Origin of the sequence: Bradyrhizobium lupini, assembly GCF_040939785.1 — a bacterium.
GTDB lineage: Bacteria > Pseudomonadota > Alphaproteobacteria > Rhizobiales > Xanthobacteraceae > Bradyrhizobium > Bradyrhizobium canariense_D.
Genome location: NZ_CP162553.1, coordinates 1049178 through 1065570 on the forward strand (window position 1 = coordinate 1049178; position 16393 = coordinate 1065570).

At 65.0% G+C, this 16393-nt stretch carries 10 protein-coding genes and 2 pseudogenes; 1 reads left to right on the forward strand and 11 read right to left on the reverse strand.

All coding sequences use genetic code 11. From position 1 onward, the window contains the following. Window positions 1-105: 105 nt before the first annotated feature. The 4 genes from AB3L03_RS05350 to hydA are packed head-to-tail and all read right to left on the reverse strand — an operon-like array spanning window position 106 to window position 4750. The gene (locus tag AB3L03_RS05350) at window positions 106-1542 is read right to left on the reverse strand and encodes an NAD(P)-binding domain-containing protein (protein WP_368508321.1); all 1437 of its coding nucleotides are present in this window, start codon (window positions 1540-1542) and stop codon (window positions 106-108) included. Then, window positions 1539-2288 (reverse strand): SDR family oxidoreductase, encoded by a 750-nt coding sequence (locus AB3L03_RS05355; RefSeq protein WP_204510780.1) that lies wholly within the window; start codon window positions 2286-2288, stop codon window positions 1539-1541. The genes AB3L03_RS05350 and AB3L03_RS05355 overlap by 4 nt, the downstream gene beginning before the upstream one ends. A 1-nt stretch (window position 2289) precedes the next feature. Continuing rightward, entirely contained in the window at window positions 2290-3264 is a 975-nt protein-coding gene (locus AB3L03_RS05360; RefSeq protein WP_018458684.1) for an NAD(P)-dependent oxidoreductase, read from the reverse strand. Between the two features lie 16 nt (window positions 3265-3280). Continuing rightward, entirely contained in the window at window positions 3281-4750 is a 1470-nt protein-coding gene (gene hydA, locus AB3L03_RS05365) for a dihydropyrimidinase (RefSeq protein ID WP_204510779.1), read from the reverse strand. A 56-nt stretch (window positions 4751-4806) separates the two neighbouring features. On the opposite strand from hydA, the gene AB3L03_RS05370 reads away from it, so the two are divergent. Then, window positions 4807-5469: an aspartate/glutamate racemase family protein gene (locus tag AB3L03_RS05370; protein WP_368508322.1), complete on the forward strand. Its 663-nt coding sequence runs from the start codon at window positions 4807-4809 to the stop codon at window positions 5467-5469. Here the strand turns inward: AB3L03_RS05370 and AB3L03_RS05375 are convergent. The 7 genes and pseudogenes from AB3L03_RS05375 to AB3L03_RS05405 form a co-directional block, all read right to left on the reverse strand. After that, complete coding sequence (locus AB3L03_RS05375) at window positions 5466-6134, reverse strand: flavin reductase family protein (protein WP_247394664.1); 669 nt, start codon at window positions 6132-6134, stop codon at window positions 5466-5468. The two genes, AB3L03_RS05370 and AB3L03_RS05375, sit on opposite strands and share 4 nt — an antisense overlap. Before the next feature lie 5 nt (window positions 6135-6139). After that, on the reverse strand, window positions 6140-7072 hold the full coding sequence (locus AB3L03_RS05380) for an N-carbamoyl-D-amino-acid hydrolase (RefSeq protein ID WP_085352384.1): 933 nt from the start codon (window positions 7070-7072) through the stop codon (window positions 6140-6142). 137 nt (window positions 7073-7209) lie between these two features. Beyond that, window positions 7210-8505 (reverse strand): aminotransferase class III-fold pyridoxal phosphate-dependent enzyme, encoded by a 1296-nt coding sequence (locus AB3L03_RS05385; protein ID WP_085352383.1) that lies wholly within the window; start codon window positions 8503-8505, stop codon window positions 7210-7212. A gap of 10 nt (window positions 8506-8515) precedes the next feature. Beyond that, window positions 8516-10095: pseudogene (locus AB3L03_RS05390) on the reverse strand (hydantoinase B/oxoprolinase family protein). Further along, window positions 10092-12099, reverse strand: a pseudogene (locus AB3L03_RS05395) (hydantoinase/oxoprolinase family protein). Before AB3L03_RS05395 ends, AB3L03_RS05390 begins: the two co-directional pseudogenes overlap by 4 nt. Before the next feature lie 469 nt (window positions 12100-12568). Continuing rightward, window positions 12569-14002, reverse strand: coding sequence for a PepSY domain-containing protein (locus tag AB3L03_RS05400; RefSeq protein WP_085352380.1), 1434 nt, complete (start codon window positions 14000-14002; stop codon window positions 12569-12571). 11 nt (window positions 14003-14013) lie between these two features. Beyond that, window positions 14014-16371, reverse strand: coding sequence for a TonB-dependent siderophore receptor (locus tag AB3L03_RS05405; RefSeq protein WP_085385842.1), 2358 nt, complete (start codon window positions 16369-16371; stop codon window positions 14014-14016). Window positions 16372-16393: the final 22 nt, after the last annotated feature.

Here is a 16393-nt window from a genome sequence, read left to right on the forward strand (position 1 = left end):
ATTTTCGACAAGAACGCCGACAGGACAGGTTAAGAAAGAAGCAAGTTGCGCGCCAGTCTCTTGATGCGCTCTTGTGGACGCTTTGTCGCGGCGGCGCATGGACGATCATCGCGATTCCTCCAAGTTTCGCGCTGCCCGCGTCACCACGGCCTGCGGCACGTCATAGGCGCGAAGCGAGGCCCAATGCCGTTCGACATCGGCACGAAACAGGCCGCGCGTCAGGCCATTCACCAGCTTCGGCGCCGCGGTCGTCATCGCGTTGATCGACGATCCCGACGGACCGAAACTCATGGTGGAGGCGATGGCGAAGAGATGGATATTCGAGATCCACGGCGTATCGCCCGCGACACGCTCGGTGAAGGCATAATCGTCTGCGAGATAGGGAAAGCGACCGAGCCGCGCGCTGCGCTCGCTCTCCGGGGGCTGGTAGCGGTCGGCCCAGGTTGCGATATTGCCGGCAAATGCGCGCAACTCGCCACGGCCGGAAAAATCCATGTCGATGCCGGTGCCGCAGATGACGAAATCCGCAGGTATGGCGCCGCGCGGCGTCTGCAATTCCACACCACGATCGGTCTCGCGGGCCGCCTCGACCGGCGCGCCCTCGTGCAATGTGAAATTGGCGTGATTTGCGCAGCGATCGTAAGTTGCCTGCGGAAAGCCCTCGCGCATCTCGAGGATGGTGCGCATGAAGCGCCAGCGCCAGGCATCGTCGAGATCGCTGAAATGGCGCAGGAAGCCGCGGAAGGTCAGCCAGCGATAGGGCTGGATCAGCTGGATCTGCGCACGACGACACAGCAGGTGCACCTCCGCCGCGCCAGCCTCCAGCGCGGTTGCCGCATTGTCGAAGGCGGATGCGCCGGCGCCGATCACGGCGACGCGCTTGCCGCGAAGGTTTTCGAAGTCGATGTCGTCGGCGACGGTTGCGACCGAGCTCATGGGCAGATGGCTCAGCGGCTCGGGGATCATCCAGTTCCCCATCCCCTCCTGCCCCGTCGCAAGCACGATCTTGCGCGCATGGAGTGTCTCGACGCCATCGCCACGTTTCACGCGTGCGGCCAGCAAACCATCCCGCGCCGGCCGGATTTCCAGAAGCTCGCTCCCGTTGCGCACCGGCAAGCCGACTGTGCGCCGCAGCCAGAGCAGATACTCAGCCCAGTGGCAGCGCGGGATCAGGTCGAGTGTCTGCCAGCTCTCCGTGCCGAAGCGGGCCTCATGCCAGGATTGATAGGTCAGGCTGGGGATGTCGAGGTCAGGTCCCGTATAGTCCTTCGGGCTGCGCAGCGTCGGCATGCGGGCATAGGCGAGCCATGGCCCCTCCTTCCCCTCCTCGGCCTTGTCCAGCAGCAGGATGTTGCTGACGCGGGAGCGCAGCAGGCCGAAGCCGATGGCGATGCCGGATTGGCCGGCGCCGATCACGAGCACATCCAGCGCCGGCTTGCCATCCGGTCCCGTCTTCGGTTCGAGCCAGGCGGCACCGGGATGCGCGATCCGCGCGAGATCGGCGCGAACGTTCGCTTCCAGTTCTGTCAGCGCATCACTCATGCCGCGAGCCAGCCTCCGTCGACCACCATCACGGTGCCGGTCGTAAACGAGGAGGCATCGCTTGCGAGGTGGAGCGCGGCCTGCGCGATCTCATCGGCCTGGCCGAACCGCTTCATGGCATGGCGGTCGCGGGAGGCTTCGCGCACCTCGTCCGCATTGGCGTGGCGCGCAAAGCTGCGGCGAAGCATCGGCGTGTCGATCGCACCGGGCGCGATGGCGTTGACGCGAATGCCGTCCGCCGCGAAATCCACCGCCATCGTCCGGGTCAGGCTGACAATCGCGCCCTTGGCGGCGATATAGGCACTGTTGCCCTTGCCGCCGGCAATCGCAAGCTGCGACGCCAGCGTGATGATCGAACCGCTGTTCTGCCGCTGCATCTGCGGCACGGCTGCCCTCGCCCACAGCCAGGTGCCGCCGACATTGGTGCGGAACACCGCATCCCAATCGGTGGGGTCCGTTGTCAACACGGTGCCGCCACAGGAGAAGCCAGCGGCAGTCATCAGGATATCGAGCTGGCCGTGCCGTGCTACCACATCATTTGCCACCGCCTCGGCGAAATCGGCATCGCCGACGTCGCCAATATGCGTCGTTGCCTCGCCGACCAAGCTCAACGTTTCCTGAAGTCCGGCTGGATCGCGATCGACCAGAGCAAGACGTGCGCCCTCTTCCGCGAACAGCTTTGCACTGGCGCGGCCGATGCCGGAGCCTGCGCCCGTGATGATGGCCGTGCGCCCCTGCAGCCGCATCTCAGATCCACTCCTTATGCTGCGTCAACCAGGCGCTCATCGCGGCCGCCGACTCGGCGCAGCCGAACTGCGCGCGCCAGCCGAATTCATCCGCCATCCGGTTCACCGACAGCGGCGCGCGATAGGGCCCATGCAGCTTGATGACGGTTTTCTCGCCGGGCGCCGCGACCCGGCACTCCAGGCCGGGATGCAACGCCGCAAAGGCCTCGCCCCATTGCAGCGCAGGCCAAAGTTCTCCGCGGGAGATGTTGTAGAGCCGGTGGCGCGGCCGCTCGGCTTCGATCAGCAGTGCGACGGCCTCGGCCGCATCCGGCGCGTAGATCCAGTCCCGCATGCCCGCTTCAGGCATGATCGCCGGCTCGCCGCGCGCGAACGCGGCCAAGATCTGGAACTGGAGGCTTGGCGTGTCGCGCACGGAACTCGGTCGCTCCCACGGTCCGAATAGCGCGCTCAGCCGCACATTTAGGAAATCCCCGCCGAAGAGCTCGGCGTGACGCGCAACCGATCGCTCCGATGTGAACTTGCTGATCGCGTAGAACGAGACCGGATCGCAAGGCGTGTCCTCGTCCAGAATCTCGACCCGCGCGCCCGCGGCGCCATAGGCCGATGCCGAGGAGAGATTGACGACCCGGCGCACGCCATGCCGGATCGCGGAGAGCAGGATCGGGATCTGCGCCATCACGTTGATCTCGAGAACGCGCGCGGTCGATGCCCTCTCCAGTTCATCACCGGCGGTGATGGCCGCGCCGAGCACGATCGCATCAACTCCTTCGGCGATGAGGGCATCGATGGCATCTGCGTCGGTGATATCGCCCTGCACCGCTTTGAGCCGTGCGCCGTAGTCGGCAAGAGACCGCCGCGCGGATGGCGGCAACTCTGCACGGTCGTACAGCGTCACGTCATGGCCGCGCGCGAGCAGCGCCTCCGCAACATTGAGCCCGACAAAGCCGGTGCCGCCGAAGATGACGATCTTCATCGCGCGCGATCCACCGTCACAGTAGCTTCGCTCCGAAATTGCGCTCGGGATCCATGTCGGCCACGAGCCGCCCCGTCGGCATGGCCGCCTCGCCGCCGCTGCGTGCCAGGAACTGGCCGCTGCCTGCGCTCGCGAGGCACTTGTTGCCATCGATGATCACTCGGCCACGCGACAGCACCGACACCGGCCAGCCCTTCAGCTTGCGGCCTGCAAACGGCGTGTAGCCGGCAAGGTCGTGCATCATCTCATCGGCGATCTCGACCTCGCGATTAGGATCCCAGATTGCAATATCGGCATCGGCGCCGACCGTGATCGAGCCCTTGCGCGGATGCAGATTGTAAATCTTGGCCGGCGCCGTCGACGTCAGTTCGACGAACTTTTCCAGGCCCAGCCGCCCGTTCGACACCATCGCGTCGAACAGCAGCGGCAGGCGCAGCTCCAATCCCGGCAGGCCATTCGCGACCTGCTTGAAGTTCGGATTGGGGCCGGCGCGCAGCTTGCCGGTCTCGTCATAGCGATACGGCGCGTGATCCGACGAGATGGTCTGGAGATCGCCAAGCGACAGCGCCTGCCACAGCGCCTCCTGGTCTGAATGCGTCCGCGGCGGCGGGCTGCACATCCACTTGGCTCCTTCCACCTCGGGCTTGTCGAGATCGGCTGCGGTGAAGAACAGGTATTGCGGACAGGTCTCGGCAAACACCTTCAACCCCTGCCCGCGCGAATCGCGGATCACCTTGGCGCCTTCGGCGGTGGAGACGTGGAAGATCATGATGGGCTGGTCGATCAGCGCTGCCATGCCGATCAGCCGGGTGAAGGCTTCCGCCTCCGACACGCGGGCGTGGCTGACGGCGTGGTATTTCGGCATCGTGTAGCCGCGCGCGAGCAGGCGCTTCACCATCCAGGCGATGATGCCGTGATTTTCGGCGTGGGCGCACAACATCGCGCCGGACTGGCGTGCGGCAAGAAGGATGTCCAGCAGCGGCTCGTCGTCGACCTTGAGCCGGTCGTACGTCATGAAAATCTTGATCGAGGCGTGGCCCTGCTTCACCAGCGCCGGAATATGCTCCTCGACCGTTTCCTTGGTCGCATCCGCAATGATCATGTGAAAGGCGTAGTCAATCACGGCGCCCTTCTTCGCCAGCGCGTGGTAATCCTCCACCACCTGCGGCAGCTTCATGCCGACATGCTGGGCCGCAAACGGGATCACCGTGGTCGTGCCGCCGAAGGCCGCCGAGACGGTCGCGCTCTCGAAGGTGTCGGCGTTCATGATGCCGGCAGCGGACAATTGCTCGATATGGGCGTGGCTGTCGACGCCGCCGGGTAGAACGAGTTTCCCGCGCGCGTCGATCTCGCGCTTCGCAGCCGGAAGCCCGCGGCCGATAGCGGCGATGGTCTCACCGGAGATGGCGACATCGGCTTCAAAGACGTCGGTCGTCGTCGCGACGCGCCCACCGCGAATGATCAGGTCGTAAGCGGGTTCAGTCATGAGGCACTCCATGATAGGCTCAAGCCAAGTGATCGAAATTTTGCAGGAAGACCAGCATGTCCCGACCGCGCATTCTCGTCATCAATCCAAATTCCAACCCTGCGGTCACGCGAGGGCTGGAGGACGCGCTGAAGCCGCTCGGTTTCGAGGGCGGGCCGGAACTGGTCTGCCAGACGCTGGCCGAGGGTCCCTTCGGCATCGAAAGCCAGGCCGATGTCGATGGCGTCGCCATGCCGCTGCGCCGGCTGGTCGAGGGCGACAACAGCTCGGCGGCCTTTGTCATCGCCTGCTACAGCGATCCCGGGCTTCAGGTCTGTCGCGAAGGCACCGACCGCCCCGTGTTCGGCATCGCCGAGTGCGGCGTGCTGACCGCACTGGCTCGCGCCGAAACCTTTGGCGTCATCGCGATCGCCCAGCGCTCGATCCCACGTCACATGCGCTATCTCAGGCAGATGGGACTGACCGAACGGCTCGCCGGCGAGCGGCCGCTCAACATGAGCGTCGCGGAAACCGCCTCGGGCGAAGGCACGCTGGCCAAAATGATCGAAATCGGCCGCGCGCTGCGCGACGAGGACGGCGCCCGTGCCATCGTGATGGGCTGCGCCGGCATGGCACGGCACCGCCGCCCGCTGGAAGAGGCGCTCGGCATTGCCGTGATCGACCCGACACAGGCGGCCGTCACCATGGCGCTGGGTACGGTGCAGTTCTCGAACCACTAGGCGTCCTTCAGCTCTTTGGCGTCCTGCCGCGCGAGCCATTGCGCGTGGCTCTCGCGGACTAGCGCGAACGTGTCCCGCTGCGTCGTGTAGAGATTGCCGAACATGCGGCCGATCGGCCGGTAGGCGTCGAGGTCGACATACATATTGGCCTCGTCGACGAGTCCCTCGCGGGCGTGAACCCGGAGCACTTCGCCGACCAGCAGTTCGCGATCGGGGGAGAAGGTCAGCGCGACGTGGCGCCGGCATTCGAGCGCAAAGGGAGCGGCGGCGAGCCGCGGTACCTTCACGTCTACAGAGGGAAGCGTCACCAGCCCGGCCGCAGCGACCTCGCTGTCACCGGACGGAAAATCGACCGCGCAGTCGTTCATCGCCACCGACAGCGCCTCGTCCACCATGTGAACGACGAACTCGCCGTCGCGATGGATATTGCGGGTGGTGTCCTTTGGGCTGTGATCCGGCTTGTGCTGAAGCCCGAGTACGATCAGCGCCGGGCTCTCCGAGAACACGTTGAAGAAGCTGAAGGGCGCGGCGTTGACCGCCCCGTTGGCATCGAGCGTCGTCACCAGCGCAATCGGCCGTGGCACCACCACGCCGCAAAGCAGCTTGTAGCGGTCGCGCGGATCGAGCTCGCGCAAGGGAATACCTGATGTGCCCTTGTCCGCCATCGACATCACTTCTCCGGCGGTGGCACCGCGCCGGTCTGGCTGGTGATCAGGCCGTAATGCTCGATGCGGCGGTGCTGCGCGAAATTGAAGATCGTGGTCTTGCCGAATGTGGTGGCATCGAGATCGCAAGGGTGGACCAGCAGCTCGTCCTCCTCCGTCTTCGCTTCGGCGACGATTTCGCCATTGGGATCGACGATCAGGCTGCCGCCGAACAGCGGGTGTCCGTCCTCGTTACCGGCCTTGGCCACCGCGACAACCCAGGTCGCGTTCTGATAGGCGCCGGCCTGCGCCGAGAGGCGGTTATGGAACAACCGTTTCTCGACGCCTTCATCGCTCCTCTCCGCATTCACCGACGGGGTGTTGTAGCCGATCAGCACCATCTCGACGCCCTGCAGGCCCATCACGCGATAGGTCTCGGGCCAGCGCCGGTCGTTGCAGATGGCCATGCCGATGATGCCGCCCAGCTCGCGCCAGACATTAAAGCCGAGATCGCCCGGCTCGAAATAGCGCTTCTCCAGATGCTGGTGCGAGCGCTTGGTGTCGTATTCCACATGGCCCGGCAAATGGATCTTGCGATATTTGCCGACGATCTTGCCGGATTTGTCGGTGAGAACAGCAGTGTTGAAATGATGCCCGTCCGGCGTCAGCTCCGCATAGCCGAAATTCATCGCCATCTCGTGCTGTGCCGCGCGCTCGAACAACGGCCGGGTCGCCGCATTGGGCATCTCGCGCTCGAACCAATTGTCGAACTCGGCCCGGTCCTCCACGTACCAACGCGGAAAGAAGGTCGTGAGCGCCAGTTCCGGATAGACGATCAGGTCGGCGCCCTTGCTCTTGGCCTCATCCATCAGCGCGATCATGCGCTTGACCACGGCCTCGCGGCTGTCCGCTTTCTGGATCGGGCCCATCTGGGCGGCGGCAACATTGACGATACGCATCAGCGATTTCCTGGTGATGTCTTTGAGCTAAGCTACAGTTTCAAGCACGTGCCGGCGCGCGCAGCATAACGCAGCATCGCCCGGACTTGCCAGCCGGCGCCTGCACATCGGCATCGTGTGCGCTGCACGCTCCATCCTCATGTCTGCTCCTCATCCGCAACATCGAGACCGTGGTCCAGCGCGTCCAGAAGCTGCCCGGCCTCATGCTCGGAAATCACGAGTGGCGGCGCGAGGAACAGGGAAGTCTGCTCGCCGCTGGTCCCGATCACGGCGCCCGCCTCCAGCGCCCGCTCCGCGACGCGCGAGGCAATCGGCACCTCGGTGGTGTCGGCATGCCAGGAGCGCCAGTCCGGCCCGTGCAACTCCACGGTCCAGTGCAGCCCCTGCCCCGCCAGGCGCTGCACGCTTGGATGTTTCTGCGCGATGGCCAGAAGGCGGCGGGTGAACAGCTTTTCGAGACCCCTGACGTGCTCCAAAATCTCGTCATCGCTGATGACTTTCAGATAGGCGCTGACGGCAGCCATGCTGATGGGATGCCCGCGCAACGTGCCGTAATTCTGCCAGCTCGTGCCCTTGAGCCGCTCGACGATGTCTTTCGACACCACGACCGCGGCAACCGCCGCCGCGCCACCGCCGAGCGATTTTCCGAGCGTCACGATATCGGGACGACTTTCGGCTCCCTGGAACGCGAACCAGCGCCCGGCACGGCCCGCACCAGTCACCACTTCGTCGGCGATCCAGTAGGAGCCGGCCTGCCGCGCGCACCGCGCCACCTCGTCCTGATAGGCGCCATCGTAGTAGATGCCGCCTTGCGTGTAGTCGATGATCGTCGCTGCCGTATCCGAAAGCAGGCGCGTGGCATCGGCCAGATATTCGCTGGGGGGAACATTGTTGGCCGGCGCGCCGTAGATCGCGCCCTGCGGCGCCGGCAATATCCGCACCGGCGCCATCGGCGCCGGCAGCTTCGAGCCGCCTGAGTGCACCGCGAGGCCGCCATGCCATTGCGGCTGCACGGTCATGCTGCGCGACAGGCCCGTAATGCCGTGATAGGCGCGTTCGCGCGTCGCCAGCGCGGACCGCTGCGTCAGGGCCTGACAGAGCGACAGCGCCATGTCATTGGCCTCGCTGCCGCTGATGCAGAAGCGCACCGCACCGACCCAATCGTCTTCGCCCTTGAACGCGGTGGCCATCAAGTCGTCAGCCGCCTGCTCGCGGCCGACCCAGGTCCAGCCCTCGTTCACGACGGGCGTATCCGCGGCGCGGCGGATCGCCTCCACCATCGCGGGATGACGATGTCCGAGACCGCCGCCGGTGTTGCTGCCGTCGATGAGCTTGCGACCATCCGACAGATGAAAATAGACGCCCTCGCCGCCGACCACGTCCATGGGCGCGCTGTCGCCGGCATTCAGCCCGGTTCGCAACAATCTGCTCATTGCAATCCCCTCATTCCGCAGCCTCGGCGCCGTAGCCACCGCCACCACAGGTCTCGATCGTGACGAGATCGCCTTGCTGCAGCACCAGGTTCGACTTGCCGTCGATCGCGACGTTCGCGCTCTGCCTGATCAGCGAGATGCGGCAGGCCTTGCCGGGTTCGCCGCCTTGCATGCCGAACGGCGCAATCACCATGCGCTCGATGCAGGTAGTCAGATGCATCGACGGCGCCAGGATGCGATAGGTACGGATGACGCCGTCCCCGCCGCGATGGACTCCCGTGCCGCCGGAATTCCGACGAATGGCCTGCTGCTCGACTTGGATCGCGTAATTCGCCTCGATCACCTCGATTGGCGTGTTCGAAGTGTTGGACAGATGCACCCGCGTCGCGGAGATGCCGTCCCGATCATGCCGCGCACCCTCGCCACCACCGTGGACCTCGTAGAGCATCTTCCACGAACCGTTTTGCCGCGGCTCGGCGAAGAAGAGGACGCCTGCCGTGGTCGCCCCACCAGCCGACAGACGTTCGGGAATGGTGTCCTGCATAGCGCGGAAGATCGCATCGACGATGCGCATCGAGGTCTCGTGATTGCCGGCCGCAACCGAGGCATTCCACCCCGGCTCGAGAATGGAGCCCGGGCGCGTGATGATGGTCAGCGGCCGCAGCGCGCCCGCGTTCTGGTTCATGTCGCGCCCGCTCATGATGCGCGCGGCATAGGCCACCGCAGAGCGCGCCATGAACGGCGTCGTGTTACAGAAATTCGAGACGCGGTCGCAGCTTCCCGAGAGATCGAAGGTCGCTTCGTCGCCTGCAATGGTGATCTTGACATGAATGCGCGCGGGCGCGTCGTCGACGCCGCCGTCGTCCAGATAATCCTCGCCCTCGTAGACGCCGTCAGGCAGATCGCGGAGCGCCTCGCGCATCTCGATTTCGGAAAGATCGTGCAGGCGCGACTGCGCCGCCGTGAAGACCGCCTTGCCGTGCTCGCGGCATAGCTCGACGATGCGCTTCTCACCGGCTTTCGTTGCGGCGATCTGGGCGAGAAGATCGCCCTCGCAGGATTCGGATCTCGAACATTGGCCTTGAGCAGCTGCACGATCGGCGTATTGACGCCGCTTGCCGTGGCGATCAGAACCGGCGGAATGCGCATCGCCTCCTGGAAGGTGTCGATGGCTTTCGCAAAATAGCTGCCGGGCCAGGTGCCGCCGATATCGGGCCAGTGTGCGAGGCTGACCGCGAACGCCACGATCTCGCCGTCGATGAAGACCGGGCGCACGACCTTGACGTCATTGAGATGATTGCCGCCGAGCGGGCCGACATTGTAGATCAATGCGTCGCCGTCGTTCAGGCTGTCGCGCGGCACCACTTTCAGCAATTCGAGGACCGTGTAGGCCATCGCGCCGAGATGGATCGGGATGTCGCGGCCCTGCCCGACCAGGTCGCCGCGGGCGTCCGTGATCGCCGACGACAGGTCGCCGGCCTCGCGCAGCAGCGGCGAGCGCGCCGAGCGCGTCATCACCAGGCTCATTTCCTCGGCGGCGGCCGAAAGCCCGTGCCGGATGACTTCGACGACGAACGGATCGAGCTTCATGCGGCCCCCCGCGTCAGGAACAGATTGCCTGAAACATCAGGCCTCGCCTGCCAGCCGGGCGGGACCACCACGGTCGACCATGCGTCTTCAATGATGGCCGGGCCGCTGACGATTTCGGTCAGCGAGGCACGGTTGATGATGCTTGTGGCGATGTCGTGAAAGCCATCGAACGAGCAGATGCGCTCGCCTTTGGAGACCGTTCTGACCGCGATGGCCGGCCGGCTCACGACGGTCGTCGATGGACGGCGCGCCTGCACCCGCACGGACTCGATGACGCAGCTCTCGCCCGTCGCATAGCCGAACAGCTCGTGGTGCCGGGCCAGAAAATCCTTCTTCAGCGTGATGACGTCGAGCGGTCGCGCGAACGGCACCGGAATGGCGTCGTTCTGCGCCGCGTAGCGCATCAAGGCCACCAGCTCGATCTGAATCTCGGTCGCGGCAACCCCGTTGGCGATCAGCGGCGCCGAGGCATCGTCGATCAGCACCCCGATCCGCTCCGACACACGGGCGAGGTCGATGCCATCGAGCGCAGCGCGCAGAGTTTGCTGCTGGAGGAAGCTGAAATCGGCAGTGAGACAGCCCAGTGCCGAAAACGCACTCGACGCGCTGGGAACGACGACCTCGGCAATCCCGTAGAGATCTGCAAGGCCCGCGGCATGCATCGGGCCACCACCGCCAAAGGCGAGCAGCGTGCAGTCGCGCCCGTCGATGCCGCGCTCGACGGTGACGCGGCGGCGCGCGCGCCATTGTCGCGTTCGCGACCTTGATGATGCCGAGCGCGGTTTCGGTCAGGCTCAGCCCCAGAGTGCGCGCGATCGGCGCGATGACATCACTGGCTGCCTTGATGTCAATTCCGATCCGGTCGCCGAGTTTGGCGTCCGGATTGAGATAGCCGAGCACGGCGTTGGCATCGGTGATGGTCGGCTCGGTACCGCCGCGGCCGTAGCAGGCCGGTCCAGGCTCGGAGCCGGCGCTTTCCGGTCCGACCGTCAGGCCACCGGAGCCGTTGCGCACGATCGAGCCGCCGCCCGCCCCGATCGAGTGCACCGCGAGCATCGGCTGGCGCAGCGGCTTGTCGCCGAGCATGCGGCCGTCGGTCATCTCGGCCTGACCGTCGACGATCAGGCACACGTCGGTCGTGGTGCCGCCCATATCGAACGTCAGCATCCGGGACGTGCCGAGCTGGCGCGCGATGCTGACCGATGCGGAGACGCCGGCCGCGGGGCCCGACATCGCCATCACCAGCGGCCGCCGCTTCACGGCCGAGATCGGCACCATGGCGCCGGCCGAATGAAACACCTGCAGGCCGGGACCGATCGGCAGCCGCAGCTCCAGTTCGCTGAGATATTCCACCGCAATCGGCATCGCCGCGGCGTTGAACACGGTCGCCGAAGTCCGCTCGTATTCGCGCGCCTCGGGATTGACCTCGTGCGACAGCGAGACGTGGGCAACGACGCCCTTGAGCCGCTCGCCGAGCATCTTCTCGTGCACCGGATTGGCATAGGCATGCAGCAGCGCGACCGCGACACTCTGCACGCCGGTCCCCTTCAGCCAGGCCACCAGACGCTCGATCTCCGCGTCATCCAGCGCCTTCAGCACCCGGCCCTCGTGATCGAGGCGCTCAGCAAGCCCGAAGCATCGTTCCGGCGGCACCAGCGGCAGCGATTTTGGCGGGACGTCGAGACGATAGAGATCGCGGCGGCGATAGCGCGCGATCTCCAGCACGTCGGCAAAGCCTTCGGTCGCCACCAGTGCCACTTTCGGCAGCCGTCCTTCGACGATGGCGTTGGTCACGCGCGTGGTGCCGTGGACGAAGCGCTTGATCTCGCTCTTGCGCAGGCCGACCGCCTCGATCGCCTCCAGCATCGCCTGAACCGGAGCTTGAGGTCGCGACGGCACCTTCGCGATCCGTGCCTCCGCGGGGGAGTGTCGGATCGCGATGATGTCGGTGAAGGTGCCGCCGATATCGGTGCCAACTTCCCAGTGATTTTCGTCAGTGCTCATGTGTGGGTCAGCTGCGGACGACATTCGAACCGGACGCCGGGTGGTTCCCGTCCTTCGCGAGGTTCAATCGCAAACCGAGAGCGCTCATCATCATCCCCTGTCATGCCACCGCTTGCGAGCGTGCGACAGAGCGATGGCCTCGGGATAGGGCCAGAGTTGTCGCAATGCACTGGACCAGCCCGCGACCGGCGCGGCGCGGCGAGGCACATTTTAGTGCAGCCCTGCCCGCATGGAGAGCACGTCGGTGTGGATCGTTCGACGCGACATAAGTGCGGCGCACCACGAATTTTCCCGGACGAAACACCACATCCGCTGCAGCGCAATCCACGCGCCCCGCACGCACTGTCTAATTTGCAGGCGATCGACCGGCCCTACGGACCATGCGATTGCTTATGAGCTATGCATGGCAGTCGGCTCAGCCTCTCTTTATTGTACGATCAGTAAGCGGTGGTTTTGCCCGCTCCGGCTCTCAGGCCGCGAAGGACGGACGCAGGCGGCGCCAGCCGATGATGATGCCCGTGATGGAGAACAGAAAGCCAAGGGAGCAGAGCCCGACGACCAAGCCGTCGCGCAGCAACGGGTGCGCGACGAGAACCGGAAAATCCAGCGTGTGCAGCGCGCCGTAGAACCAGCGATAGGCCCGCCGCGATGGATCCAGCCTTTGCAGCAAATTGCCGTCGGCGCCGTCGATGTCGAACCAGAGGTCACCGCAATACGAGCGGTAGACCGGGGCGCCCGGGACAGTGGACCGCGCGGGATAGTTGTCGTCCTCGGCAAGTACAGACGGACCGCCGCAGCCGGCCGCCAGGCGCGCGGTCAACCCCTGGACCTCGTGCACATCCAGAGATCTCGTCGGTCCATCGCGGGGCGCGTCCCCTGCCTTGATCAAGGTCTGACCGGCAAGGGCCGTTCGATCCCGCCGATAGAGAGTGCCGTTGAAGGCAAACCATTCGATTTCACGGGTCGATGGCGATACAGGCTGCCGATCGAGCGATGGGGCCGCCGTCCAGTTCGGTGAAGCGTTCATCACGCTGGATTCAGCGGAGGCCCATTGCCCGCGCGAGAACAGCCGCCCGTGATCCATGGAGAGCCAGCCGCTGAAAATCCAGCTCAGCACGAACACCATCGCAACGAGGCCGATGAGATGATGCAGCGCATGCCAGCCGCGATAGGGCGAGCCGATCAGACCGCTGCGAGGTTTGATCCGCGCAAGCCCGAGCACAGAGCCAAGCAAAGCCGCGATCAGGGCCAGCAGCGACAAGGTCCAGACCACGCGATCCCACAGCGACCAGTTGCTTCGCAGGACCGTTGGATAGATCCAGTGCAGCACACTCCCGACCAGATTCCAGGTCCGCTCGTTGCGCGTCGTATCCAGGACGATCTCGCCGGTGAGCGAGGAGACATAGACTTCCCTCCCGTCGGCATCACCGAGGGCAACCCGAAACAAGGGCCGATGGCGGTCAAAGCCGTTCGGCACGCTCCATTGGTCGTAGTCCGAGCGCGCAACGATCTCGGTTGGTCCGGCATCCAGCCCGCGGCTGCGGGCGTGATCTCGCGCGATGGCCAATGCGACGTCGGAAGACGCGACCGACGCGTCGCCCCCATCGGAGGCGCGGATTGCGCCTGCGCGCGATGGCCCCGAGACGACATAGACCGGGCCGTCGCTGCGCTGGATCAGGCGAACGCGCGTCGCATCCGCGATGCCGCTCGCGGCAACGGCATCGGCGACTGCAATCCTCGTCCCAGCACTCGCCAGCGGCCCAAGCCCGGCGAAGCGTTCCGCTTCCGTCAGAGACGGAAACGGAACGAAGTGCATCACGATTCCCGTCGCGAACCACATCGCGAACAGCAGGCAGAACGCGATCCCGAGCCATCGATGCAGCAGGACGATCGCGCGCATCATCGATCAGCATCCTACCATTTGAATGCGGCCGAGAGTTCATAGGTGCGCGGTGCACCCAAGAGGATCTGGTCGGGATAGAACGGATCGCCCCAGATCGCATAGCGCTTGTCGGCGATGTTGCGCACCCGGAAAGTCAGGCGAGCCTGGTCGACCGCGTTGAACACCGTCTTCGGGATGTCGACGAAGGCATAGACGTCCGCGACAGTGTAGGCCTTCATCGTCACGACATTCGCATCGGTGTTGTAGCGGTCGCCGACGTGACGGCCGGTGACGCCGACTTCCACGGGCCACGGCGTGAAGAACCGATACGACGCTCCGGCATTCGCCACGACGCGCGGCACGTTCGGCGGCGTGTTGCCGGAGAACGAGCCGCCGACAAAATTAAAGTCGGCGTAGCGCGCATCGACATAGGCGATGTTGCCCCAGAGACGCAGGGGACCGATCGGACGCACGGACGCGGCAAGCTCGACGCCCTTCGATTCCTGCCGTCCGGCAAGGTTGAGCTGCATGCCGCCGGCCGCGGCATAGACGTTCTTGCGCAGGATGTCGTAGGCCGAGAACGACCACTCCGCCCGGTTGTCCCAGAACAGGTGCTTGACGCCGGTCTCGTAGGTGCGCGCGGTGGTCAGGTTCAGCGGATCGGTCGGATTGAGCAGGAAGATGTTGTTGGCCGAGATGTCTGCGCCGGTGGCGTATTGGCTGAAAAAGGTCAGGCCCGGTACGGCTTCCCAGGTGTAGCCGATACGGCCCGTGGTCGGGACCCAGGATTGCGAGAACGGGAAGTTCGCCTTCTCCAGACCGAACTTGTCGGTCGAATTGCGGTCGAGCCCGATATGCTCGACGCGCAGGCCGCCGACCAGCGCAAAGGTCCGTGTCAACTTCAACCGGTCCTCGAACGACAGCGCCTCATTGTCGATGCGCGCGGTCTGCTGCTGAATGGTGAGCAGGCCGTAATAGCCGCGAGGCGGATCGACCAGCGGAATGGAATCGCCGGGGAAATTTGCGGCGCCCGGCCTCACGAAATCAAGGTAGCTTGAGGAAAGCGTCGTGACCAAACGGTTGTCAAAGCCGGCGATATTCGCGTCCCAGATCAAATCGGTGACGTTGCCGACCAAGCGTTGGCTGTGCGCGACATAGAAGCGCTCACGATCGACCATGTTGGTCCCGGAATTGAACGCCTCGATCTCATTGTTGAACCATGTGCGCTCAGCTCCGTAAGCATAGGCTTGACTTTTCAGCGTCAGGTCGGGCGCCAGATTCAGCTCGAAACCGCCGCGCAGCCACACCTCCTTCGCTACGTTCCTGTTGTCGAGGACGTTGTAGTTAGTATTGAAGGTGCGGTCGTCGATCGTGACGGCACCGAGATCGGTTTTGTTGTAGTTCGAGACGTAATTGCCGGAAACGATCCCCGTCGTCGCATGCGAGCCGCTGAAGGCAATCGGCACCAGCGGCGCACCCCAATAGGCTTTCGAGCGATCTTCCCGATACTCGATCGCGCCCCAGACCTTGAGGCTGTCGGAGATGCGGTAGTTGAGCTGGCCGGAGACATCGAGCGTCTTGGTGTTGGTGTCGTCGGCAAAGCCGTTGAGCGAGGAACGGCTGACGTCGAAGCGGTAGTCCAGCCCCTGCACATTGGTGCTGCCGCCCGAGCCGTAATGCGCCCGGAACGAGTTCAGCGAGTCCCAGGAGAAATCCGCCTCGTTCCGGATCGGACCGGTGTGCGGCTGCTTGGTGACGAAGTTGATCGCGCCGCCGGCGGCGCCCTCGCCTGACATCAGTGATGCCGGACCCTTCAGGAATTCGACAGCCTCCAGATTGGCCGTGTCCATGATCCGCGAGGTCATGTTCTGCGGACCGATCTTGATGCCGTTGTAGAGCGTGTTGATCTGGCTGTTGGTGAAGCCGCGCATGGAGAAAGCCGAAGGCTCGGCCGGATTGTCGCCGGCTGTGACGCCCACCGCTCCCTGCGCGACGTCGGAGACTGTGCGGTAGCCCTGCTCGCGCATGGTTGCGGCCGAGATCACCTCCACGGTCGCGGGTGTTTCTCGCACGGTCAGGCCGAGGCGCGAAGCGCTTTCGGCGACGGCATTGGTGTTGAGCGGCGTCTGTGCCGCCGTGGTCGGCACGACGGGCTTGGGCACTGCGGATGCAGTCCCCGGCCGGCGCGCTGCTGCGCGGCGTGAGCTCTGCGCGTCCCGTCCGGCCGGGCTGGACTGCCTGCGGGATTGTGGCGCCGACACCTCGACGGGCGGCAGTGGCTCGCGGGCCTGCTGCGCCAAGGCCGCTGGCATGTCGATGGCGACGAAAGATGTGAGAGCGGCGGATGCCAGTAGGAAACGGCGTGGTCGTACGATACGAAGGGAATACACGGTCTTGGACCTCGGAGTGACG